The sequence below is a fragment of the Peribacillus sp. GL_122 genome, assembly GCF_057835005.1.
In genome coordinates this window covers 2,887,923-2,910,511 of the sequence record NZ_CM174415.1, presented here as the reverse complement: position 1 = coordinate 2,910,511, position 22,589 = coordinate 2,887,923, and the positions used below count along the sequence as shown (strand labels likewise).

At 36.1% G+C, this 22,589-nt stretch carries 18 protein-coding genes and 2 pseudogenes; 11 read left to right on the top strand and 9 right to left on the bottom strand.

Annotated elements, in window-relative coordinates:
- The first annotated feature begins 186 nt into the window (after positions 1-186).
- Positions 187-732, top strand: coding sequence for a GrpB family protein (locus AC3ISB_RS13955; RefSeq protein ID WP_489273558.1), 546 nt, complete (start codon positions 187-189; stop codon positions 730-732).
- A gap of 172 nt (positions 733-904) precedes the next feature.
- Here AC3ISB_RS13955 and AC3ISB_RS13950 read toward each other — a convergent pair whose 3' ends face one another.
- Positions 905-2,140 (bottom strand): IS110 family RNA-guided transposase, encoded by a 1,236-nt coding sequence (locus tag AC3ISB_RS13950; protein ID WP_489273557.1) that lies wholly within the window; start codon positions 2,138-2,140, stop codon positions 905-907.
- A gap of 423 nt (positions 2,141-2,563) precedes the next feature.
- Between AC3ISB_RS13950 and AC3ISB_RS13945 the strand changes: the two are divergent.
- Together AC3ISB_RS13945 and AC3ISB_RS13940 are read left to right on the top strand one after the other, a co-directional pair.
- Positions 2,564-3,833 (top strand): annotated as a pseudogene (locus AC3ISB_RS13945) (IS110 family RNA-guided transposase).
- A 551-nt stretch (positions 3,834-4,384) separates the two neighbouring features.
- Positions 4,385-4,666, top strand: coding sequence for a YesK family protein (locus tag AC3ISB_RS13940; RefSeq protein WP_480340496.1), 282 nt, complete (start codon positions 4,385-4,387; stop codon positions 4,664-4,666).
- A 179-nt stretch (positions 4,667-4,845) separates the two neighbouring features.
- On the opposite strand, the gene blaI is transcribed toward AC3ISB_RS13940, so the two are convergent.
- Complete coding sequence (blaI, locus tag AC3ISB_RS13935; protein ID WP_098372414.1) at positions 4,846-5,226, bottom strand: penicillinase repressor BlaI; 381 nt, start codon at positions 5,224-5,226, stop codon at positions 4,846-4,848.
- Positions 5,207-7,018: a BlaR1 family beta-lactam sensor/signal transducer gene (locus AC3ISB_RS13930; RefSeq protein ID WP_489276934.1), complete on the bottom strand. Its 1,812-nt coding sequence runs from the start codon at positions 7,016-7,018 to the stop codon at positions 5,207-5,209. Before AC3ISB_RS13930 ends, blaI begins: the two co-directional genes overlap by 20 nt.
- A 310-nt stretch (positions 7,019-7,328) precedes the next feature.
- On the opposite strand from AC3ISB_RS13930, the gene bla reads away from it, so the two are divergent.
- The gene (bla, locus tag AC3ISB_RS13925) at positions 7,329-8,261 is read left to right on the top strand and encodes a class A beta-lactamase (RefSeq protein ID WP_489273556.1); all 933 of its coding nucleotides are present in this window, start codon (positions 7,329-7,331) and stop codon (positions 8,259-8,261) included.
- Positions 8,262-8,396: 135 nt separating this feature from the next.
- Here bla and brnQ read toward each other — a convergent pair whose 3' ends face one another.
- Positions 8,397-9,740, bottom strand: coding sequence for a branched-chain amino acid transport system II carrier protein (brnQ, locus tag AC3ISB_RS13920; RefSeq protein WP_489273555.1), 1,344 nt, complete (start codon positions 9,738-9,740; stop codon positions 8,397-8,399).
- Between the two features lie 724 nt (positions 9,741-10,464).
- Positions 10,465-12,144 carry a NucA/NucB deoxyribonuclease domain-containing protein gene (locus AC3ISB_RS13915; RefSeq protein ID WP_489273554.1) on the bottom strand — a complete coding sequence of 560 codons (1,680 nt, stop codon included), beginning with the start codon at positions 12,142-12,144 and terminating at the stop codon, positions 10,465-10,467.
- A 588-nt stretch (positions 12,145-12,732) separates the two neighbouring features.
- On the opposite strand from AC3ISB_RS13915, the gene AC3ISB_RS13910 reads away from it, so the two are divergent.
- Together AC3ISB_RS13910 and AC3ISB_RS13905 are read left to right on the top strand one after the other, a co-directional pair.
- Complete coding sequence (locus tag AC3ISB_RS13910; protein WP_286178864.1) at positions 12,733-13,902, top strand: MFS transporter; 1,170 nt, start codon at positions 12,733-12,735, stop codon at positions 13,900-13,902.
- Positions 13,903-14,225: 323 nt separating this feature from the next.
- Positions 14,226-14,783 (top strand): cysteine hydrolase family protein, encoded by a 558-nt coding sequence (locus AC3ISB_RS13905; RefSeq protein ID WP_480340499.1) that lies wholly within the window; start codon positions 14,226-14,228, stop codon positions 14,781-14,783.
- Positions 14,784-15,069: 286 nt separating this feature from the next.
- Here AC3ISB_RS13905 and AC3ISB_RS13900 read toward each other — a convergent pair whose 3' ends face one another.
- Positions 15,070-15,528 (bottom strand): DUF3574 domain-containing protein, encoded by a 459-nt coding sequence (locus AC3ISB_RS13900; protein WP_489273553.1) that lies wholly within the window; start codon positions 15,526-15,528, stop codon positions 15,070-15,072.
- Positions 15,529-16,120: 592 nt separating this feature from the next.
- Between AC3ISB_RS13900 and AC3ISB_RS13895 the strand changes: the two genes are divergently transcribed.
- Positions 16,121-17,278 carry a trans-sulfuration enzyme family protein gene (locus AC3ISB_RS13895; RefSeq protein ID WP_480340500.1) on the top strand — a complete coding sequence of 386 codons (1,158 nt, stop codon included), beginning with the start codon at positions 16,121-16,123 and terminating at the stop codon, positions 17,276-17,278.
- 556 nt (positions 17,279-17,834) lie between these two features.
- Here AC3ISB_RS13895 and AC3ISB_RS13890 read toward each other — a convergent pair.
- Together AC3ISB_RS13890 and AC3ISB_RS13885 are read right to left on the bottom strand one after the other, a co-directional pair.
- Entirely contained in the window at positions 17,835-18,047 is a 213-nt protein-coding gene (locus tag AC3ISB_RS13890; RefSeq protein WP_480340501.1) for a hypothetical protein, read from the bottom strand.
- 228 nt (positions 18,048-18,275) lie between these two features.
- Complete coding sequence (locus AC3ISB_RS13885) at positions 18,276-18,920, bottom strand: YczE/YyaS/YitT family protein (RefSeq protein ID WP_489273552.1); 645 nt, start codon at positions 18,918-18,920, stop codon at positions 18,276-18,278.
- 144 nt (positions 18,921-19,064) lie between these two features.
- Here AC3ISB_RS13885 and AC3ISB_RS13880 point away from each other — a divergent pair, with 144 nt between their 5' ends.
- The 3 genes and pseudogenes from AC3ISB_RS13880 to AC3ISB_RS13870 all read left to right on the top strand — a co-directional run.
- A complete protein-coding gene (locus AC3ISB_RS13880) occupies positions 19,065-19,409 on the top strand; it encodes a MarR family transcriptional regulator (protein WP_489273551.1) in 345 nt (114 codons plus the stop codon).
- A 25-nt stretch (positions 19,410-19,434) separates the two neighbouring features.
- On the top strand, positions 19,435-19,953 hold the full coding sequence (gene paiA / locus AC3ISB_RS13875; RefSeq protein ID WP_489273550.1) for a spermidine/spermine N(1)-acetyltransferase: 519 nt from the start codon (positions 19,435-19,437) through the stop codon (positions 19,951-19,953).
- Between the two features lie 21 nt (positions 19,954-19,974).
- Positions 19,975-20,133 (top strand): annotated as a pseudogene (locus tag AC3ISB_RS13870) (FMN-binding negative transcriptional regulator); the annotation flags it as partial.
- Positions 20,134-20,304: 171 nt separating this feature from the next.
- On the opposite strand, the gene pdxR reads toward AC3ISB_RS13870, so the two are convergent.
- A complete protein-coding gene (gene pdxR / locus AC3ISB_RS13865) occupies positions 20,305-21,684 on the bottom strand; it encodes a MocR-like pyridoxine biosynthesis transcription factor PdxR (protein WP_489273549.1) in 1,380 nt (459 codons plus the stop codon).
- 182 nt (positions 21,685-21,866) lie between these two features.
- On the opposite strand from pdxR, the gene AC3ISB_RS13860 reads away from it, so the two are divergent.
- Positions 21,867-22,478: an FMN-binding negative transcriptional regulator gene (locus tag AC3ISB_RS13860; protein ID WP_141994953.1), complete on the top strand. Its 612-nt coding sequence runs from the start codon at positions 21,867-21,869 to the stop codon at positions 22,476-22,478.
- Positions 22,479-22,589 lie beyond the last annotated feature (111 nt).

The window sequence follows — 22,589 nt, the reverse complement described above, 5'->3', positions numbered from 1 at the left end:
TAATCAACAAAATCAGCTTGTATTTCTTATTTGTGAGAAAATGTACTTAAACTAACGGGTGCGTTAGCTGAAGATCGGAGCTGCCTTTAAGGCAGCTTTTTCTTTTATCGAGGCAGGTTTGTAAAAGAATGCAGGTACTAAGATTTTTCTGAAACTGAAAAAATTAAAATCTTGAGGGAGAGTAAAATGAAAGATATTCATGATGAAACCACATGGCCCGTTTGGGCTAATGAGACAATAGACATTGTCGAACCAAATCCCAAGTGGGTAGAAAAAGGTAATCAGGAAAAAGCACTTCTTCTTAATCTTCTTTCAACTTTCGGCATAACGGAAATTCAACATTATGGAAGTACATCTATTCCAAATTTACCAGCTAAACCAATCATTGATTTAATGGCTAAAATTGATTCATTTCAAAAAATAAAAGAAATATCTTCATTGTTAGCTAATCACGACTGGAATTATGTACCACCTAACATGGACAATCGACCTTGGCAAAGATTCTTTGTGAAAGTAATTAACGACAAACGAGTAGTACATTTACATATTTTACTTGAGGGAGAAGAACGGTGGGATAATCAGCTACTTTTTCGTGATTTATTACGGACTAATCAGCAGTTTATTGATGAATACGCTATTCTTAAAAGAAATTTAGCAAAAAAATATAGCAATGATCGTGAAGCGTACACTAAAGCAAAAACAGAATTTATCAATTATGTTCTTAAATCTTAGTTGCGAACTAATATAAGTTTGTGAAGAAATTCAACTAAACCAGCCAATAGTTTGTCAACATTTTTCAATAAACACTTAAAAAGTTTCATGATATACTAAATTTGCGTATACCAAATAACCGTCCAAGGTTCTGTGTTTGGAAAGTTTTGGGCTGTTTAGTTATACTTTAAAACTAGGCTAGATCTTGGAAAGTCGATTTGCTTTTTAAAAGTGCATAAATCCAATGTAAGAATTTATTGGCACATGCTATAACGGCTACTTTAAAGGGCTTTCCTTCCCCACGTTTCTTATCATAAAACTCTCGTAATCGCTTGTTACGAGGAATGATTTCATCTGTCGTTTTCTTTTTGCGACAATCACGAATGGCACATTTTACAGCCATATACAAGGCGTGTCGTAGCCTACTAGAACCTCTTTTGGTAATCCGATTTAAAGTACCTTTGAATGTACCAGATTCAAAAACACTTGGATCGATTCCAGCAAATGCAACCAGTTTCTTAGGGTGATTAAACCGATCAATTTCCCCAATTTCAGAAATTATCGTGGCAGCGATTTTTTCACCGATACCAGGGATCGATTGGATAATCTTACACTCTTCAATACCTTTTGCTAAAGCATCTATCTCATCTTCAAGCTTGGATAGATGCTTTTTGTATTCAAGAAGCATATTAATATACATATCCAGGCTTAAGGTCAGACTATGATATAAGTTTTTCTGAAATGGATTTTGAGCTGCGGCGGCCATCAGTTTTTCTGCCTGACTGTCTGCCCATTTTTGCGAACGACTTTTACATAATTCCTTTATTTTCTTGGCGATTGTCTCTTCACCAGTATCCAGGATTTTTTGTGATGTAGGAAATGTTTGTAAGGTTAGTAAAGAAACATATGAATGTAAGTCACCAAAAACCCCACGGTATTCAGGAAACACTTGATCCAGAATTGCTTGAAATTGTAATTTAGTTTGTACAAACAGGCCTGTAATATTTTCGTGCTGTCTTGTAAGGTTACGTAAGTTTAAGAGTTGGATTCCTCGCTGTTTATACGGCTCTAAGTCCTCTTTATAATACAGCTCGCAGAGATGACGAGCGTCAATAACATCTGTCTTTACCTTGCGTAAACTAGAACTCTTAGCTCGATACGATATGAGTGGATTTACGATAATCAATAAGTACCCTATATCCTCGAAAAACTGGACAACTGGTGTATGATAATGTCCAGTGGATTCTAATACAATGGGAGGCCGTCCCCCGGATACATTTTCTACTTCTCTAATAAAGTCTAGAAGACTAGCTAACCCTTCAAGAGTATGTGCTACTTTAAAGCTTTTTTTGTAAGGCTGCTTTTTATCCAAGAAAGCTTGAACCTGAATTTCCCCTTTTGCCACATCCAGACCAACAACTGGATTCATAAATTATCTCCTCCTAATATAAAGTCACCGGTACCCCATTTCCTTCTTGTAGTATCATAGCTTCGCTTGTTATACGAGATCATAGTCCCAACCAGCCTCAATCATGTTTCTACAAGTAGGGGGCGAACTGTTTAGTTGACGGGATCAAATCCCACGGGTGCGGACGTTCTACCCCGGCTACGGTTATCATATATCGATATAAAAAAGGGTCAACCAGAAATATTTTCTGGATGACCTTATAATACGAACGGGTGCGTTAGCTGAAGATCGGAGCTGTCTTTAAGGCAGCTCTTTTTCTTACGGGGCAGCATTCCTGTAATAACTGAAAATGAGGTTTGAATGAAAAAAGACCTCTTGATAAGATGAATGTGTCCTAAGCTGGCCAGCTAAAAAAGGACAAAACATCTATTTGGAGGTCTCACAATGAATTATAACCAAAATCATAAAATCACTCAAATTACTTCTGAAACCTTAATTGTCGGAGTAGATATCGCCAAGCACAATCATGTCGCGAGAGCACAGGATTTTAGAGGATTGGAACTGGGTAAAACGTGTTTCTTTGAAAATACGAATGCAGGATTTCTTTCGTTTCTAGATTGGATTAACCAACTTGTTAAAGAGTGTAAGTTAAATCATGGAGCCAACCGGTCACTACTGGTTAAATCTAGCTCATTTTCTAAAAGAGAATAATATTAAGTTCGTATCTGTCAATCCACTACATGTTAAACGAAGTAAAGAATTAGACGATAATTCACCTACAAAGAATGACGTGAAAGATGCAAAAGTCATCGCACAATTAGTCAAAGACGGAAGATACGCCGAACCGACAATTCCACAAGGAATTTATGCAGAACTCCGAGTGGCCAAAAAACTTCGCGATCTTCTCAACGTTGACTTACAGGTCGTTCAGGGACAAGTTCATAACTGGCTTGATCGTTACTTTCCCGAATTTTTGACAGTGTTCAAAAGTTGGGAAGGCAAGGCAGCTATTCATTTTCTAAAGCTAGAAGCCTTGCCACATGAACTTGTAAATTATACGGAAGAAGAGCTCTTACTTTCCTTAAGACAAGTGGTAAAACGCAGTATAGGCTTAAAGAAGATACGAGCACTCAAAGAAGCAGCCAATCGTTCGATTGGTATTCGTCAAGGGGCAGCTATGGTGAAATTAGAGTTGAGAGCTTTACTAGAGAAGTATGATTTTATTCAAATGAAATTCGAAGAATTAGATCAGTTATTAGACCATATCCCAGGTGTCACACAGATGTTAGCGGTGTCAGGAATCGGTCGAGATACAGTAGCAGGTTTTTTCGCAGAGGTCGGCGACCTCAGAGACTATCATCATCCTCGCCAAATCGTAAAATTAGCAGGTTTAAGTTTAAAAGAAAACACATCCGGAAAGCACAAAGGTCAGACCAAGATTACCAAACGGGGACGAAAGAAATTGAGGGCTCTCTTATTCCGGGCAGCCATGATACTGGTGGCAAAGAACAAGGCTTTTAAAGCTCTTCATATATATTACACAACACGTTCTCAAAATCCCTTAAAGAAAATGCAATCTCTGATAGCCTTATGTAACAAGCTTATTCGAATTCTGTTTTCAATCGGTAAAAAACAATTTACGTTTCAAGAAGACAAGATGTTAAAGGATATCCCTCATATGGCAACATTTGTAGTCCATCAAACAGTCGCATAGTTCATTAAATTTTAAGGTTACACGGTCATTTAATTAACACTTATTTAAAAGTGAAGCACGGATTAGTCGGCAAAGCAACTAACGTGAGGGCTTAGATCCTGTGGGGCAGCATGACCGACATCCACCTCATGGAAAGGTTGAACGAAGGAATGTAGGAGCATCGACTCTGTGAGACATGGGAGGGTTGACCTCCATGAGACATGTGGATATCCTAAAGTGCGATCATAACATTACTTAAACCAATTTTTTCCTATGATTGGCTAGTTTAGCATACACTTTTTTCGATAAATCCCTATCCTTGAGGAGTAATGCCGAGCTTACATAGATAACGGTTAATGGTATGACTATGAAATCCTAAGAATTCTAGAGCAATCGTGAGATTGTGTTTAGTTTATTGAGGGAGGTTGGTTCTTTAAGTGTAGTGTCTTCGTCCTGTGTCATAAATACGAAATAATGAAAATAGAATAATAATTATTGGTATTTAAATAACCTAATTGTATTTTAATGGTAAAATTAGCTATTGACCTAATCATTACCAAAGAGGTGATTTAATGGGTATTATATTCTCTTCTTATACTAGCTACTTGATAACCTTTATTCTTCTAGTTACTTTTGGAATAGCCCTTACAAAGAACAAAAAAAGAATAGCCATTGCTTGTCCACTTATTTTCATCTTTTTAGGCATTATTAATTTTGTATCTGGCCTTTTAGTTGTAGGAGGTTTTGAAGGAATGGCTGTTTCCATATTTGGTTTTGTTTATTTAGGACTAGGAGCTATTACACAACTTATAAACAGTCTATTTATTTATTACAGGACAAAAAAATATTCATAAATTTTTAGATTTCATTATTTCACAGTTTGTGTCAACTCTACAATAAGGCAGGTTGCTGGGGCTGCCTTTTTCTTATGGCACAAACGGGGGAGTTTAGTAATTACATGAGAAATATGTCCTCAGCTATTTCGACGGAAAAAAGCGATTTGGAAAAATCCCAAATCGCTTTTTTAATATTATTACTTTTTAGGTTTCTTATTTAAAATAAAGCGTAGTTCATTGATATCATCATCAGATAGGGTATCTTCCTGAATGAATTGGACAAGCATGGATTTCAGTGTACCTCCATAGATACGGTTGATAAATGATTCAGTCTCGGCACGCTGGCACTCTTCCTGTGTATAGAGCGGGTAAAAGGTGTAAACTCTTAGATTTTTATTGACACCTACTACATCTTTTTGAACCAATCGATCGAGAAGAGTGCGTATGGTTTTCGGCTTCCAATGGGTACTCTCCTGTAAGGAACCTATGATGTCATTTGCTGTTTGAGGGGCTTTATCCCAAAGCACGTTCATGATTTCCCATTCTGATTCTGATATGCTAGGAATGTTTTTCTCCATTTTTCTCCCCTCCGTTTTCTTTATAGAGTCCTAAATCTTTTAAAATTGATAAAGTAATTTCTCCCGCCTTGCTTCCAGAGGAATCATCTTCATTTTGAATATTGGTAGCAAAGAAATAAGTATTGTTCTTCGTCTCTACATACCCGATAAACCAGCCATTGATGTTTTTTCCATTCACTGTTCCTGTACCTGTTTTTCCTGATAGGCGAGCTTCCTCACTCTTTTCTAAGCGTAGTGCTTTCTTTACAGCTTGGATATGCATTTCATTATATCCCAATTGATTGTAATAAAAGGCTTGCAGCAGTTGGACTTGCTCGACTGGAGAAATTTTCAATGAGGATTCGAGCCAGAATTCACCCAATTCCCCAGATACATCGGAATTTCCATAGTTTATCGCTTGTAGATTGGATTGGATTGTTTCAAATCCTGTTCTACGATCTAATTCCTGGAAATACCAGTTTACAGAATTTTGTAAAGCAGATGAGACATCCTGATCCATATTCCAAGCGTCATAGGGTTGCTTAGTCCCATCCCAGGAAAGGGTGGATTCTTCGGGTGATATCACATTTGATTGTAGTGCAAATAAGGCACTATAGATTTTATAGGTGGAATCAGGTGATACCCGCAACGTACTTTTCTCTTCATTATAAATGCGATATTGCTGTGCGTCATGATTATATAAAACAAAGCTTCCTTCATACCCTTTAAAGAATTGATGTAAATCCTCAAAAACCACTCCATCATTATTAAAATAGTATCGGTCATTTTCCGTCGCAAATGCGGAAACGAAAGGTAATTGGATTGTCAAAATGATACTGGCCAACACATAAATAAAGACGCTTTTTCTTATTGATTTTTTTGTGGAATGTTTATAGGCAGAAATTCGTTCAATTCGTTTTTTGATTTGAAGCTTCGAACCGTTTAAATGTGTCACTATCTGTAGCTTACTTGACCGTTTTGAAAGATCCAAAAAATTAATGATTGTATTTCCATATTCACTAAATGAATGATCATCTATTAACTGTAAAACAGATGTATCACATGCGATTTCCCGATCCAATCTCATTTCTCTAAAAGCAAGCCAGACAAGGGGATTAAACCAATAAATGATTTGATAGAACAATATCACGTAATTAGTCAGCAAATCCTTGTTTTTATAGTGACTCAGTTCATGAAGAAAGATATACTCGTAATTTTTCAAGCTAAGCCAGTTTTCATACTGGGAAGGTAAGACGATATATGTTTGAAAAAGTCCGAATATCATTGGAGACTGGACTCTTTTCGAAATAACAATCTTTATTGATTTTTTAATCTGCAGTTTTTTCTTGCATTCTTCGAAAAGCACGAGAACTTCTTGATTGGAAAACGGAGAAGAATAATTCTTTATCCTTCTAAGTGTGAGCCATCCACGAACCATAGTAAAGGTAAATAAAAGCATCCCTGACATCCAAAAACCCATCACTCCAATATTAAGTAAGGACAGGTCCGGCCGATTGACCGATACAGAAAAGTCTTGTATTAGGTGGAGGCCTTGCATCATATCAGTTCCAGTTATGTTCATATTAGAGCTGGGTGCATTAGTCTGATATGAATCCCCACCGCTAAAGAGAGTACTAAAATTATATAAATCAGTAGGTATGAATGGAAGTGCTAAAGCCATAAAAAGAAACATCCACAAATGATAGTACCATTTTGCTGTTAATTGTCTTCCAAACCATTTTCGTATAAGTAGAATAACAGCAACGGAAAATGAAGACACCAATAGACCTATTATAAAATGAGTTAAAAACATGTACTTCAATACCAACTCTCTTGACTTTTAAATTTTTAAAAAAGGTATATAGCATATTTATAGTGGCTTGAGGGTGAAAAAATAAAGAATTGACTTTATTTGATTACATATGTAATACTGTACTACAGATGTAATAAGACTACAAATGTAATCTGTTAAAACTCCTTGGTTTTTTCAATTCGTACACAAGAGTCTAATCAAAATCAGGAGGTCTACATCATGAACAAAAGATAGGGTGCAAGTGTTAAAGATCCGGCTGCTATCCCAGGAGAATACATACTAAATATTTTTTAGAAAGAGGTTGAATCTTATGAAATCATTGAGCAACATTTTTAGTACTTCCGCATTCAGAAAAATTGTACCTGTTCTATTTCTTTCATGTGCAACGCTTGTAGGTTGTTCAAACAATAACGTTAATGCTGAATTAACTAAACCTAAAAAACAATCAACTGCCAATAATCATCACTTTGCTAAGCTTGAAGAAAAATTTGATGCTAAACTTGGTGTCTTTGCGTTGGATACTGGTACAAACCAAACAGTAACCTATCATCCAGATGAGCGTTTTGCTTATGCATCTACTCATAAGGCTCTAGCTGTAGGAGCACTTTTACAACAGAAATCAATAGAAGAACTTAATCAAAGAATTACCTATACACGTGAAGATCTTGTTAATTATAATCCGATTACAGAAAAGCATGTTGATACGGGGATGACTCTTAAGGAGCTTTCTGATGCTTCTCTTCGATACAGTGACAATACTGCTGGAAACCTTATTCTTAAACAACTGGGGGGACCGACTGGATTTAAAAAGGCATTGGAGGAAATCGGGGATAATGTTACCAACCCTGAGCGATTTGAGCCAGATTTAAATGAAGTTAATCCTGGTGAAACTCATGATACGAGTACACCAAGAGCACTTGCTACTAGTCTTCAGGATTTTACATTGGGAGATACACTTCCAACTGAGAAACGTGAACTTTTAATAGATTGGATGAAGAGAAATACTACTGGAGATGCGTTAATTCGTGCTGGAGTGCCGAAAGGTTGGGTAGTGGCTGATAAGACTGGAGCAGGATCATATGGTACGCGAAATGACATTTCGATCATTTGGCCATCAAAAGGAGACCCTATTGTCCTTGCTGTACTTTCAAGTCGTGATAAAAAAGATGCTGATTATAACGACGACCTTATTGCTGAGACAACAGAAGAAGTAATTAAGGCCCTTAAAGTAAAAAATAAATAGAATATGATTGTACTAAAAAAGGTTACGTAAAGTTGCCTTTTTTAGTAGATTGATTCTAAAATGATTGTTATGGTGACCCTTCAAGAACGGACTAAAAGGTCAACCAGAAATGGTTGACCTTATTTTAATATTTATTTAACTACTAGTTGGGGGATTAAGACCGAATTTCCCTCGTAGTATGCTACTGCTAAACCCTATAAATCCTCCAACAATTGCTGGAATAATCCACCCTAGTCCGACATCGTACATAGGAAGAATTTCATTAAAAAAATTATTAATGGATGAAAAGTGTATACCAGCTCGATTTAATCCATCAAATAAACTAATTATAAATGTTAAAAGTAAGCTTCCTTGATACACTTCAGCTTTCCCTCTAAATAAAGAATGAAAAAATGTCAAGAAAATTAATACAATGGCTAATGGATAAATAGCTGTTAAGAGAGGAACAGAAACAGCAATTAACTGTGTTAGCCCAATATTGGCAACTATTGCACTAAAAATAGATAAACTTATAGCAATTGTTTTGTAAGGTACCTTTGGAAATAGTTTATGGAAGAATGAAGAACAAGATGTAACAAGTCCTACGCTTGTTGTTAAACAAGCTACTGTAATCATTAATCCTAATAATATCCCGCCATAAGCTCCAAAATAATAATCCGAGACTTTTGCTAAGATGGTACCTCCATTTTCCAGGTGCCCAAGTTTTTCTACACTTGAAGCACCCATATAAGAAAGAGCTGAATACATGGTTGCCAGGAAAAAGGCAGCAATTCCAGTTGCTTTTGCACAAACAACCATAATTTGTTTTTTTGTTTTAGCACCTTTTTCTTTAATGGCATTAATGATGATGATGCCAAAAACAAAAGATGCAAGCGTATCCATTGTTAAATAACCTTCTCTAAACCCATTAAAAAATGGTTGAACTGAATAATTCTTAATAGGTGATTGAAAATCTCCGATTGGATGATTAAAAGCAACTACTACGAGGATTCCAATGAACGTTATCTTGATTGGTGTTAATATTTTCCCGACAATTCCGACAACTTTCGCGGGATTGATCGAAAAAAGGCACGTAATACTAAAAAAGATGATTGTGAAAATAAGTAAAGGTAGAGGGCCTGAATTTTCCGACAAAAAAGGTTTTACACCGATTTCAAAAGAAACGTTTCCTGATCTAGGCAAAGCAAATAAAGGACCAATGGCTAAATAAAGAACGGTTGTGAATACAATACCAAATACAGGATGTACCCGACTTGCTAACGACTGTAAATCATCTTTCCCCGAAAAACCAAGTGCTAACACACCAAGTAACGGTAAGCCAACTCCTGTTATTAAAAACCCTGCATTTGCTGACCAAATATTCATTCCTGCTGATTGACCAAGCATTGGTGGAAAAATTAAATTTCCTGCCCCAAAAAATAGAGCAAATAACATTAAACCAATAACTAATATAAATGAAAATGGTACTCTAGTAGCCAAATTAGAACCTCCATGAAAGAACAAAATTTTACTTTAAAAAAGAAATAATTTTCAAAAAAATGATCACAAACTTAATACATAAGATTGTATAATGACCTGATAAAATTAATTTTTTAAGTTTTTCCTTATGGGCGGCCTTATTTAATATGCAATAAGGTTCTTTCAAATTTTAACGACAAGCAGATTGTTACTACCATGATTACGATTCAAATGATAACTGCTGTGAATTACAGAAAATTCCCCTACTTATCCCCCTATTAGTGATATGTAATCATTAACTAAAATTCCATTTTATCACTATTGATATATTGTAATACATACTTCTTTCTCTTAAAAGGATACAAAGGAGGAAAAAACAAGAAATAAAGTTGTCATTAAGGGGGAAAAAGTGGTAGCTGTGAAAAAACAACGTATCAGATTAGTGAAACAAGAACTAAAGGAGATATAAATGTAGAAGAGAATTAATACAGATATTAATTAAGAAGTGTTGTTAACTCGCTTGAAAATGCAAAAATGCGTGTTGAGAATAATAGGATGCTTAACATTGAAGAAGTCTTTTAAAAATTAATTGGAATGTTATCTGTGAATAATACATTTTTGTTTATTTCGTTATCGGGGATATGGTGGAAGTAGTCACTATAAATACCTAGTCAAAAGAGCTTAGATAGGAGTCTCCAAGCTCTTTTGACTAGCCTTGGTCTTTTATTCAACTAACCTTCTATTATTAAGGGATTGCATAGACTTCGACAGTGAAGCTTTCTCCATCGGTGTTTTCCGGTCTGGCGATGTAGAAATCTTCACTCGTTTTGATTTCTGACTCGGACCCGTCTGTAAGGTCATAGAAGATCGTTTCGTCGATACCGAAGCTGATGTCTTTCATGACATCGAATTTTGCATCTTTAGGACCGTCGACGATTTTCCATTGTAACTTGGTCGCGTAAGTAGGGATGTTCCCGATCGTGAAGTTATCACTTGATCGGTTATCCTGGCCGTCCTGAGGCTGACCTTCCGATTGGATCGTCGCGATTTTCTCAGGAGCTTCGACCTCCACATTAAAAGCATCTCCATCCAGAATCCGGTCATAGGCGTACCAGGCACCGAGCCATGTCCCTGCAGCACCGTTCGAATCAGCGGAAATCATTCTTACAGAAAAATTATCCGATCCGTTCGTCGATGAACCTTCCCAGGTGGAAGCGAAAGGATATTCGTCACACTGCTTTCCTGTCCGATCCTCATCTCCGAACTCCCGGTCACAAATCCTTCTTGTCTTGTTTCTATTACGGTTGTATTCCTCCTGATGACGTTTTGTATACATCCGTGTCAGTGTGCTGTCTCCTACAGCTCCCGGTATTTTCTTTCCAACCATTTGAGGCTTTGTCTGTTCTGGGTGGTCCATAGCGTCCTTCCAATGCTGGCCGGCTTCAGTTAGCATTTCGAATTCCGGTTTCGTGATCGGGACATTGAAGACCGGTGTGGCTTTGCTGAATACGGCTCCTTGCCAGAAATATTGATCTGGGAAAGCGAACATGTATTTTGCAGAGTCATAACGGACGGTCTGTTTAATGCCATCTATGCTTTTTTTGTATTTCCTTGCTGAATGGGTAAGGGTGAGTTTCGGCCAAAATTCCATGTATCCCAACTGGTCAGGATTTGAATCAGTTGCTGGGGGCGCTTCTGAGGTGAAGATTTCTGTATCGAAGTTCGTGTTTTTCCAGTGGGCGATCGTTCGTTCCGTCGGTGGATAGTCGGGATCCTCTTTACAGTCACCTGCGTTCAATTTCGATTCACATACCATATCGATTTTCAACTTGGCTCCATTTAAAGCTGGATCGGTCACGATGATATCATCAAGTGTATAATAGATTCTCATGTTCCGGCTTTGGTTGGAACCATAACCTATTTCCGTGAATTGAAATTGAACTCCTGCGTTTATACAGATTCCTCCGATGCATTTTACAGGGACTTGATATGTCGCAACATGGGACCAACAGAAGGAATAACGGTTCTTGATATACCCTGTTTCTGAACTGCTGTCAGGACTTCTCCGGCATTCATCTATAGTCTGGATATGATCATAGTCAAATTCCGGGGGTACCCATCCGACCGCCGTCTTGATCGGAGGTGCCAAGTTCGCTCTGTATGTCGCTTTACTTTGCTGGTCTACTTCCATCAATTCATCTAATGTCTGAATGCCTTCTTTTTGCTGGATTTGATCTTGTTTGATTTCGAGCTCCCCGAGGGATTTACCTTGCTTCATCAGTTCGGTTGCCTTCTTGATCTTGCCGTCTGGGACCCAGTATCCTCCACCTTCTGAAGTTGCCTGTGTCTGTACAGGTGCAAAGATGCCAAGGGTCAAAAGCATGACAAGGACAATTGAAAATAATTGCTTGTGTAACCTGGACATTACAATTCCTCCCTTATTGAAATAGTAACAGCTGTTTATTACCCATGGACTAGTGCGCTATTAGGTCGGTGCGATTTAAATCGCTGATAGATTACTACAAAATAAAATGTTTTACAATACATTCCAAATCAAATAATGCTATCAACCTACATTTTTTACCAAATAATATTTAAATAGGAAGATGGTGACCGATTCAAAAGACCTGATAATGTTAATGACAATAAAGATGTTGCATTAAATAAAGTTGGTTAAAGACGAAGATATGATTAAGGCGATTGTTCAATAACACTCGAAGTAGGGAATGTATCGGGCATTTTAGTTGAAGAGGAAATAAAACATAATAAATGATGAAAAAAACAAGGAAGGGGAGAACAATGATTAAACTTAAATATTTTGAACGTTCAGAAATTTTGGTTCTTACTCTATAGTTTATAAAATGATATAATTTCATTTATTGGGAAATTTTATTAATATTTCTTCATTTGTAAATTGTTCATTATTGTGAAGTGGTTCACTTGAACTAACGGGTGATTTAGTTCATTACCAGAGTTGATCATCAGCAATTTATATTTAAGGGGCGGTTTCGAATTGAAAAACAGCAACATTTGGATATTAAGCTTCGTTAGTTTTTTTACAGATATGGGCACCTATATGGTGACTCCTTTAATACCAATTATTCTTGCTTCGTCAGGCCCTTTAATTATTGGGATTGTAGATGGTTTATCAGAAACCTTGGCAAGTTTTTTGAAATTTTTCTCTGGTCGTCGTTCGGATCGTTTGAAAAATAGAAAAGGGTTTGCTTTGATTGGTTATGGCTTATCAGGTTTAGGAAGAATATCTTTGATTATTTCAAGTTCCTGGGTCGGCGTTTTCATATGGAAACTGATAGATCGTACGGGAAAAGGGATACGAACGGCTCCAAGAGATGCTCTTATATCTGAGTCTGGAGGAAAAAATAAACAAGGAAGAGTTTTCGGATTACATCAAATGATGGATATGTTGGGTGCTTCTATCGGGATTGGAACTGCTTATTTCATATTACAGATGAATGGAAATCAAAACATTCATGATGTTTTCCTGTATTCTTTAATCCCTGTAATTATTGGTTGGTTACTGTTATTGGGCATAAAGGAAAGAAAGTATGAACCAATAGTTAAAGAAATGCCGCCTACCACGAAACCTAAACTTGACGTGAAACTTCTAAATCCGAATGTGAAAAAATTATTGTTTATTGTTTTTCTCTTTACTATTGTGAATTCATCAAATTCGTTTCTTTTACTAAGAGCAGCAGATTTAGGAGTTTCTACTGCCAATGTTCTATTATTATATCTACTCTTTCACCTTACTGCGTCTTTATTTTCATATATTTCCGGAGCGTTTTCAGATCGGTACGGACGAAGGGGTATACTAACTGTAGGATATGCGTTATATGGATTTGTATATATTGGTTTTGCGGAAGTAAATACAACGATTGGTTTAATCGGTCTATTTACATTATATGGGCTGTATTCAGCTTTTACTAAAGGGGTCGAAAAGGCGCTGGTTGCTGATATATCCAATCCAGAAAGTAAAGGAACTGCACTTGGTTTATATGCTATGATTACGGGGATTGGTCTATTTCCGGCTTCTTTGCTTACAGGTTTGTTATGGCAGATATTTGGCGCTGAAGTTTCATTCCTTATTAATGGGATCATCGCATTGATTGCATCTATTTTGTTATTTAGAATGCTCTCTATTAACGTAAGAAAAGCAACATAGATCTTAATGATTGATATATTCTTATATAACGTCTCCATAAGTAGTTAAGCAGATTATGAACAAAAAATGAATTTGCTTCCATTAAACGCGCGATTCTTTTATAAGAATCGCACCATACTAACAGGTGCGTTAGCTGAAGATCGGAGCTGTCTTTAAGGCAGCTTTTTCTTTATGGAACTAAAGGGGCAGGATAGTTCAAGAAGGTATTAGTAAATCTTTTGACGAAAATATAAAGAGCTTAGTAAGAAGTGCTTAAAATACTATCTGATATTTAATGAAAAACAGGGAAAAACTAACTGCTAATAACTTTAGGGGGGAAAATATTGAAACAAACATTACTGATAATCGATGCTCAACAGGAATTAATAGAAGGTAATAAAGAAGAACAAGGAGTCTTTGAGAAAGAAAAAATCGTTAATAACATTAATACTGTAATTGAAAAAGCGATAAATGAAAGTATCTCCGTTGTTTTTATAAGAGATTTAGATGTTTCAAAAGGAGAAGGACCTGGATTCCAGATACACAGGGATATTAAAGTACCATCAACTGCTATCATATTTGATAAAGCTGCCACAAATTCATTTTATGGCACTCCATTACTCGAACATTTAAGTAAAAACAATGTAGATCATATTGTAATAATGGGATGTAAGACGGAACATTGTATTGATACAGCTGTTAGAACAGCAACAATCAATCATTTTGATGTGACATTAGTTGGTGATGGACATTCTACTTCTGATTCCAAAAACTTATCTGCAAAACAAATAATCCTTCATCACAATGAAACCCTTCACGGTCACTATAATGTAGACAATTTTTCACTTGTTAGAAATTCTTATGAAGAATTGTTTAACCCTGTTCACAATAATTACCGATAATAATCATCTTCAACAAACGGGTGCGTTAGCTGAAGATCGGAGCTGTCTCTAAGGCAGCTTTTTCTTATGGAACTATCGGGGCAGGATAGTTGAAGAGTGCTGTTTGACCTTTGTTCAACAATTGGGCCAGATAATTGAATAACAGCAGGAATTTTCACGTAAAAACTATGTTTCGTTATAAACAACGGACAGCTTACCCTATTGGAACTTTCATTTCACCAATAAACTCTTATTCTTAAAGACTAAAAAGCCTTGAGATATAAAATCTCTAGGCTTCTTACATCAGTTATTCAATAAAATACATCTTCCCATTTACTTCAAGAGACACTGATGATTGTTTCATCTCTTCCTTTAGAGACTTGGCATAGGCAACTACTTGATTAATTTTTTTCTTATCCAAATCTTCTGCATAGCTATATACAATCGTTACTTTCTCCTTGACCAATTGATTATCATCAGATAACCACGATCCTGTCCCATCGATCGCTGTTGCTCCTCCAAACATTCTTGAGAATTCTTCTAACGACTTGTTAACATATGGAGTATTATCAATTGGTTGGTCAACATTATATGTAGATGGTACGTAAATTTTTACTACATCTTCTAGGTAGAATTGCTCCTTTAAAGCGGAAGATTGTTTCACTTTAGATGTTTCTTGTTGTTCTGTAGCGTACACAGCATTTCCTAAAAAGACAATTAATAGCATCGGGATGATCCAATAGAAGATTTTTTTCCTTTCCAACATTGCCACTCCTTTTTATTCAACAGTTTGGCTACAATACAATGGTGAGTTTTCTATCTATCATTATACATGCCGCAATCAGTTTATTGTGGGAAATTTTAACTTTTTTTATCAGCGAATCAAAAAAAGCAACCATATTTTAGATAAGAGCCTTCTTGAAAAAATCTATGCAGTCGGCAAATTATTAGGCAGCCCGCATTAATGCAAAAGGCGAGTAGTTTTTTAAAATACAGAATAATAACAATGGACCATGCTGATATTTGAGCATGGTTCCTTTTCTTAGGTAGTGCAGGAGAAGGAACAGTGACTTGTCTGCAAAATGAAATACCAAGAAGTTAGAAGGGTAGCTAAATTCTTTTCAATTTTAGAAAAATATTATCAATATTGCTAAATTGGTAATTTCGATAATTACTATGTTTTGCAGTGCACCTTGCCAAAAATGAAAATAAATAAAGAATTTTAATATTAAAACTGTAGATTTTATAAGGTTTACAGAATTGGCATAATTTTTGCATATAAAGATTTGCATACAACTAATGGGAAGAAATAAAAACGGCAGCATTCCAGATTACTAAAATTAGGAGGCATAATAATAATGAACTATTCATCAAAGCTAGTAAAAGTAAATAAAGATCCAGGGCATGGCTCACACATCTCTCCTGTTTATATGACTTCAACATTTGTTTTTGATAATGCAGAAGTAGGAGCACAACGCTTCGCAGGAGAAGATCCAGGATTTATGTATTCACGCCTGGGAAATCCTAATGTAAGAGAACTGGAAGAGAAGGTAGCGGCATTGGAATTTGGTGAAGGTTGTTTGGCTTTCTCATCTGGAATGGCTGCTATAACTGGCTGCCTTTTGGGTGTTTTGCAGGCAGGAGATCACGTTGTTGCACACACAGCGTTGTATGGGGCGACGCACGCATTTCTATCCAAAACAGTAAAGAAATTTGGAATTGATGTAACATTTGTACCGTTTAAGACAGGGGAAGAGCTTGAACCACACATTACAGATAGAACTAAAGTGGTCTACTTTGAAACTCCTTCTAATCCCACGCTTTCCTTAGTGGATATGAAGAGTGTAGCGGCGATCGCTAAGCAAAAGGGTATCTTGACTATTGTTGATAATACGTTTTTGTCCCCATATTTACAAAATCCTATTCTATGCGGCATTGATATTGTTGTCCACAGTGCAACAAAATATTTGTCGGGTCATGGATATCTTATTGGCGGACTAGTGATTTCCAGCAAGGAAATTATTGATCCGATGAGAAAAGAAGTGCAGAAGACTATGGGAGCAAATTTGGCCCCTATGGATGCCTGGCTTCTCTTTCAAGGGATACGTACATTGCACATTCGCATGGACCGCTCACAAGAAAATGCACAAATTTTGGCTGAACGCTTGGAAAAACATAAGGCTATAGAGAAGGTTTATTTTCCAGGGGTAGCAAGTTTTGAAGATAAAAATATCATGGAGAAACAAATGAAAGGTCCTGGAGCAATGATTTCTTTTGTCTTGAAGGGGGGATACGAAACAGGTGTTAAAGTTATGAATTCTGTAAAACTGAGTACTTTAGCAGTTTCCCTAGGAGATGTAGGTACATTAATTCAACATCCAGCTTCGATGACACATGCGATAATCCCTAAAGAAGAAAGAGAAAAAGCAGGTCTTTATGATGGACTCGTTCGTTTTTCGGTTGGAATTGAAGATGTAGAAGATATATGGAAGGATCTCGAAATGGCATTAGAATAACGGTACGGCTGGAGGATTTGTCAATTTCATTGCGGTTAAAGGAATAATAATGCTGACATGAATAGCAAATTAATATTCATATTTAAGAGATTAGCGAAGCAAGGAGGCAAGTGATTTATAAAAAAGGAAAAGTATGAAAAAGAAGTATTAAAAGGGGATTTTTCAGGTGTAATACTTAAAATTCTTTATACTTTCTTTAACTAGGTGCTTTAGTAAAATAGCTGAGGTGCCATTTTTGTAGCTTTTTCACATTTTCCATATTCAGCAATCGGGCGCGATTGTTGAACAACATAGGTAGAAAATGATCAAACTTTTTTATAAAAACCAAACTTAAATCTGCTAAAGAAGAATCCATTTTGATCAATCTTTTTTCAAAATGGATTCTTTTTATTTATCGTAAAATAAGGGTTTGCGAGGTATTTTTGATCAAACTTTATTTCAAAGCTACACCAACCTCTTAATTTGTCGATAATGAGGTATCGAGTGAGAAGTCCAGTGGAGGGAGACTATAGGCGCTATATTCTTCTTAGAAGATTGTATTCTAGTTCGATAAATTCTAGTGCCTTTTTCTCATCTCGATGTTTCCAGGAAGTAAAAGAACCTTTTTAATATTGTTATTATGCCAAACAACCTTAGTGTACCGAGCATCCGCATATAGCTCCCTAAACCATCCTTCAGAACTTAGATTTTCTATTGCCATTCTTAGTTTGAAATAGGAGGTAGGTTTCATTAGGCTGATTACATCTGAAATTAATTGAATAAAATCCACTGGCTAGACCACCTACCTGTCTTCGAACAACCTTAGAATTATATATATGCTAACACTCATTAATCCACCTCTTTTAAAGGGATTGCATTTTGTTCTTGGAATGGGGAAAGCCTAGACTTTCTTAATCAACTAACAGGTGCGTTAGCAGAAGATCGGAGCTGCCTTAAAGACAGCTCCCTTATGCAACTATAGCGACAGGTTAGTTGAACAAGAAAAATAGGGAGCATACTATATTGAATGGTTTTTATCTTTATCATAATTTGGTGATGGACTAGAGTGTGTTAATTTGCGGTCTAATACTTTTTCAGTAAATGGCATAAAGTAATTAAGTATTAGCCCCCCTAAACAAACGGATAATAAAGTTCCAACGCCAATTGGTCCATTTAAAATCATTGCCATTATCAAGAATACGAGATAAATGAATGTTCTCGAATAAAATATATTTGTTCTAGTTAATTCTTGTATGATTAATGTTAATCGGTCAACTGGAATCGGTGCAAAATTTGTGTGCAAATATGTTGCAGTTCCTAATCCTATAGTAACCAAGCCGATTCCAAAACAAAAAACTTTGCTGTACCATAGTTCAGGTGTTATCAAATTGTGCAATAAAAAAAGCCACATATCAATACCAATACCCGTTATAAATGCTGTTAACAACCCCAAAACTTCTGGTCTTTGCCTTTTTAAAAATGAATTACAAAATATCAATATTAAAGCTATTATTATTTCCCAACTTCCGACAGTAAGCCCCACATTTATGGACAGTCCTACCAAAAGTGCATCAAATGGTGAAGTTCCAAGGTCTGATTGTATAGTGAAAGAAATACCAAGAGTTAGTATTAAAATTCCTAATACATAAAAAACATATTTCACTTTGCTCGACCCCTTTATCTTTATTTTTTTTGTTGCAAACGCAACAAAGTAAGGTTAAATTTAATATATGCTATTTTTATTGCATTTACAACAAAAATCCAAGCTAAGGAGTTAATTATGAAGTGAATTCTTCGTGAAATTGGAATGATGGCAAGGGCATTAGATTCTATAAGTAAAAAAGAATTTAAAGAATATGACCTTACAAAAGGACAGTATTTGTACCTTGTGCGAATATGGGAAAACCGAGGAATCATTCAAGAAAAGTTAGCTGAGATGATAAAAGTAGATCGAACAACAGCAGCTTGTGCTATAAAAGAACTTGAAATTAATGGCTTTATTGAAAAGAAAGGAGAAAAACATAACATTCATTGCATAGAAGTATTTTCCGAAAGAGAAGTAGAAACCATTTTCAATCTTCTTCAAAGAGTAAGAAAAAATATAGAAAAAGACTGGGAGTTTGTTAAAAAGGAAAACAAGAGAAATTATTGATTATATAAAGGAGCGACATATTTAAATGACTAAAAATATTAAAAAGTGTACTCTTAAAGATTCACGCGAACTTCAAGAAATTAGTTATGAAACATTTAATGAGACATTTAAGCATCAGAATACACCTGAAAATATGAATGCCTATTTGGAAAGGGCATTTAACTTAAAACAATTAGAAAAAGAATTATCCAATATTTCTTCGCAATTCTTTTTTGTTTATTTTAATAATCAAGTCGCTGGATATTTAAAGGTCAATACCAATGATGCTCAGACTGAAGAAATGGGTGATGAATCACTTGAAATCGAGAGGATTTATATAAAAAACAAATTTCAAAAACATGGGTTTGGTAAATATCTGCTAAATAAAGCTATGGAAATTGCGGAGGAAGGTAATAAAAAGAAAATCTGGCTCGGCGTATGGGAAAAAAACGAAAATGCTATTGCTTTTTATAAGAAAATTGGGTTTGTTCAAACTGGTGCCCATTCTTTTTATATGGGTGATGAGGAACAAATGGACTTTATAATGACAAAAACACTCATCTAACTTTTTTGGAAGGGTGGATTATTATGTAAAAGTGAACTGAAAGGTATAGTTGGATTTAAGATTAAGGCGGGAGAAATTCAGCCTGCATATAAAATAAGTCAGGACCGAAATGAAACGGATTATCAAGAATTAAAGAACGGAACGGAGCTGTCATATTGGCAGCTTCTCTTCAGTTTGTAAAGGATTGTACTTAAAGTCCATGGTGCGTTAGTTCATTAGAGAGCTGTGACGATCAGCAGCTCTTTTCTTATGAAGCTAACGGGGCATGTCAGTGGAATAAGAACCTGTGTTTTAAAAGTCCATGATTTGCCCCGCCATTATTTGACATAAGCTGTAATTACGGGGTGTTTATTATACCCAAGCCTTTTTTAGGAGCTCAACGCCAAGCCCGATTTCCTCACAAGAAAGATTACTGAAACCAAGTTTGATAATTGGTTTATCGGTATTATTTTTAATGAAGTAGAGTGAGGTAGGATACACTTTAACACCATGAAAGGAAGCGCGCTCTATTAGCCATTCTTCTGAACCGTTCAGGTGTACTTTGATTAATAAATACAAACCGGACTGATTACCGATAATGGATATATGTTGATCGAATTGCTTTTTTAATACTGATACCAAGTGCTGCATTTTTCGTTTATAAACAAGACGCATACGTTTAATATGGCGATTCCATTCTCCCTCTTCCATAAATTTAGCCATTGTGAGTTGGCTTAGAAGTGAAGTGGTACTCTCGAAATGAAGAAATTGATTTTTATAACGGTTTAAAAGCGGCTCGGGCAACACCATATAACTTAAACGAATTCCTGGAAGAAAGGACTTTGAGAAATTCCCTAGATAAATGACTCTTGCAGAATCAATGGAAGCGAGAGCTGGAAATGGTTGTTGCGTATAACGAAATTCACTATCATAATCGTCTTCGATAATATAACCTTGCATCGTGTTAGCCCAATGAATAAGCGTTTGCCGTTGGTGAATGGACATGCTTACCCCATATGGACTGTGATGGGAAGGTGTTACATAGATTAATCGTGATTTGATTTGTTCCAATTGTGAAAAATCAGCACCTGCCTCATAAACTGGTAACGTTTCAATCGTAAAACAATGGAATTGAAAAGCTTCCCTAGCGCCATCATATCCAGGGTCTTCTACTGTAATGCTTGGAAAATCACCCTTCAGTATATGTCCAAGATTGATAAGCATTTGTTGGGTACTGCTGCCGATAATAACGGCATTTGCATCTGTTTTCACCCCACGAGATTGGAGTAAGTATGTGGCAATTTGTTCACGTAGGCACACCTCACCAAAGGGTTCCCCATATTGAAAACTCTCCTGTAACGTTAATACTAGATTGGCAATCCTCCTCCAATTTTTCAGAGGGAAATGTGCTTGATCTACGGCACCAGCCCGGAAATCAATGAGGGTAGGTGTTACTGGCTCTCTTTGCGTTTTATCATGAGGAATTAACTCTTCATGGGATAAAAGTGGTTCTAATTCATTTACAAAATAACCTTTTCTCCCTTCTCCACGAATATAGCCTTCAGCTACAAGTTGATCATAAGCCATTAATGTCGTATTGCGACTTACTTGAAGGGAATCTGCAAGTTGACGGATGGAGGGCAATTGTTCATCAGCAAGTAAGTCACCCCGTTCAATAAATAACTTAAACTGTTCGTAAATTTGTTTGTATCTGGGAGAATCCTCCTTAAAAGCAAAGATGGTATTTATCATTTAAGATCTCCTTTGACATGTTTATTTATTTAGAATTGTACCTTTTTATATGTCAGTTTGTATAATACTATATTTTACAGATGAGGTTCTCGAGTATTCAAGGTAGAAATGAGGATGGGCACTTAGTAAAAGACGCTATGATTGTGAATGGAATAATATTGACGGATGAAAGGAGATTTTTTATGTATATCCCTAAACAATTTGAAATAAAAGAATTAGCAGTAGCCTACGATATAATACAGGAGAATGGTTTTGCAACATTGTGTTCAATGCATGAAGGCATGCCTTTTGCTACACATTTACCACTGCTGTTGAATAAGGAGAAAACCTATTTGTATGGTCATTTTGCTCGTCCGAACCCTCAATGGAAAGATATTGAAAATCAAACAGTCTTAGCAGTCTTTCATGGTCCTCACTGTTATATCTCTTCCTCTTGGTATGAGACGAACCAAGCAGTACCAACATGGAATTATGTGACTGTTCATGTATACGGCGAAGTTGAACTTATTGAGGATGAACAAGAGTTAACGGATACCTTGGATGACATGGTATTGAAGTATGAAGCCCCTGATAGTTCATACAATTTGCAAGATTTAGATGCTGGCTTTCTCGCTGGGATGAACAAAGGAATTCAAGGCTTCAAAATAAAAATCAACAAGATAGAGGGGAAAGCGAAGTTAAGTCAAAACCATTCATTACATCGGCAAGAGCTGGTTATTAATCAGCTGGAACAGATCCAAAATACAGATGAGCAAAAAATTTCCTTTTTAATGAAGGAAAACCTAAAAAAATAACGTTGAATGTTACTGCACTAACGTGAGTGTTGATCCATTAAGGATTTACACTCTTTTTGTTGAACTTCTTTTACAACGGAGCAGATTTCAATACTAACTGTAATTAGCAGT

Coding starts and splice junctions, on each gene's coding strand:
- AC3ISB_RS13930 (WP_489276934.1), bottom strand. CDS start 7,018: ATGTTTTTAACTCATTTTATAATAGGTCTATTGGTGTCTTCATTTTCC.
- AC3ISB_RS13940 (WP_480340496.1), top strand. CDS start 4,385: ATGGGTATTATATTCTCTTCTTATACTAGCTACTTGATAACCTTTATT.
- AC3ISB_RS13915 (WP_489273554.1), bottom strand. CDS start 12,144: ATGTCCAGGTTACACAAGCAATTATTTTCAATTGTCCTTGTCATGCTT.
- pdxR (WP_489273549.1), bottom strand. CDS start 21,684: ATGATAAATACCATCTTTGCTTTTAAGGAGGATTCTCCCAGATACAAA.
- AC3ISB_RS13895 (WP_480340500.1), top strand. CDS start 16,121: ATGAACTATTCATCAAAGCTAGTAAAAGTAAATAAAGATCCAGGGCAT.
- AC3ISB_RS13955 (WP_489273558.1), top strand. CDS start 187: ATGAAAGATATTCATGATGAAACCACATGGCCCGTTTGGGCTAATGAG.
- AC3ISB_RS13900 (WP_489273553.1), bottom strand. CDS start 15,528: ATGTTGGAAAGGAAAAAAATCTTCTATTGGATCATCCCGATGCTATTA.
- AC3ISB_RS13860 (WP_141994953.1), top strand. CDS start 21,867: ATGTATATCCCTAAACAATTTGAAATAAAAGAATTAGCAGTAGCCTAC.
- AC3ISB_RS13880 (WP_489273551.1), top strand. CDS start 19,065: ATGATGGCAAGGGCATTAGATTCTATAAGTAAAAAAGAATTTAAAGAA.
- bla (WP_489273556.1), top strand. CDS start 7,329: ATGAAATCATTGAGCAACATTTTTAGTACTTCCGCATTCAGAAAAATT.
- paiA (WP_489273550.1), top strand. CDS start 19,435: ATGACTAAAAATATTAAAAAGTGTACTCTTAAAGATTCACGCGAACTT.
- blaI (WP_098372414.1), bottom strand. CDS start 5,226: ATGGAGAAAAACATTCCTAGCATATCAGAATCAGAATGGGAAATCATG.
- AC3ISB_RS13950 (WP_489273557.1), bottom strand. CDS start 2,140: ATGAATCCAGTTGTTGGTCTGGATGTGGCAAAAGGGGAAATTCAGGTT.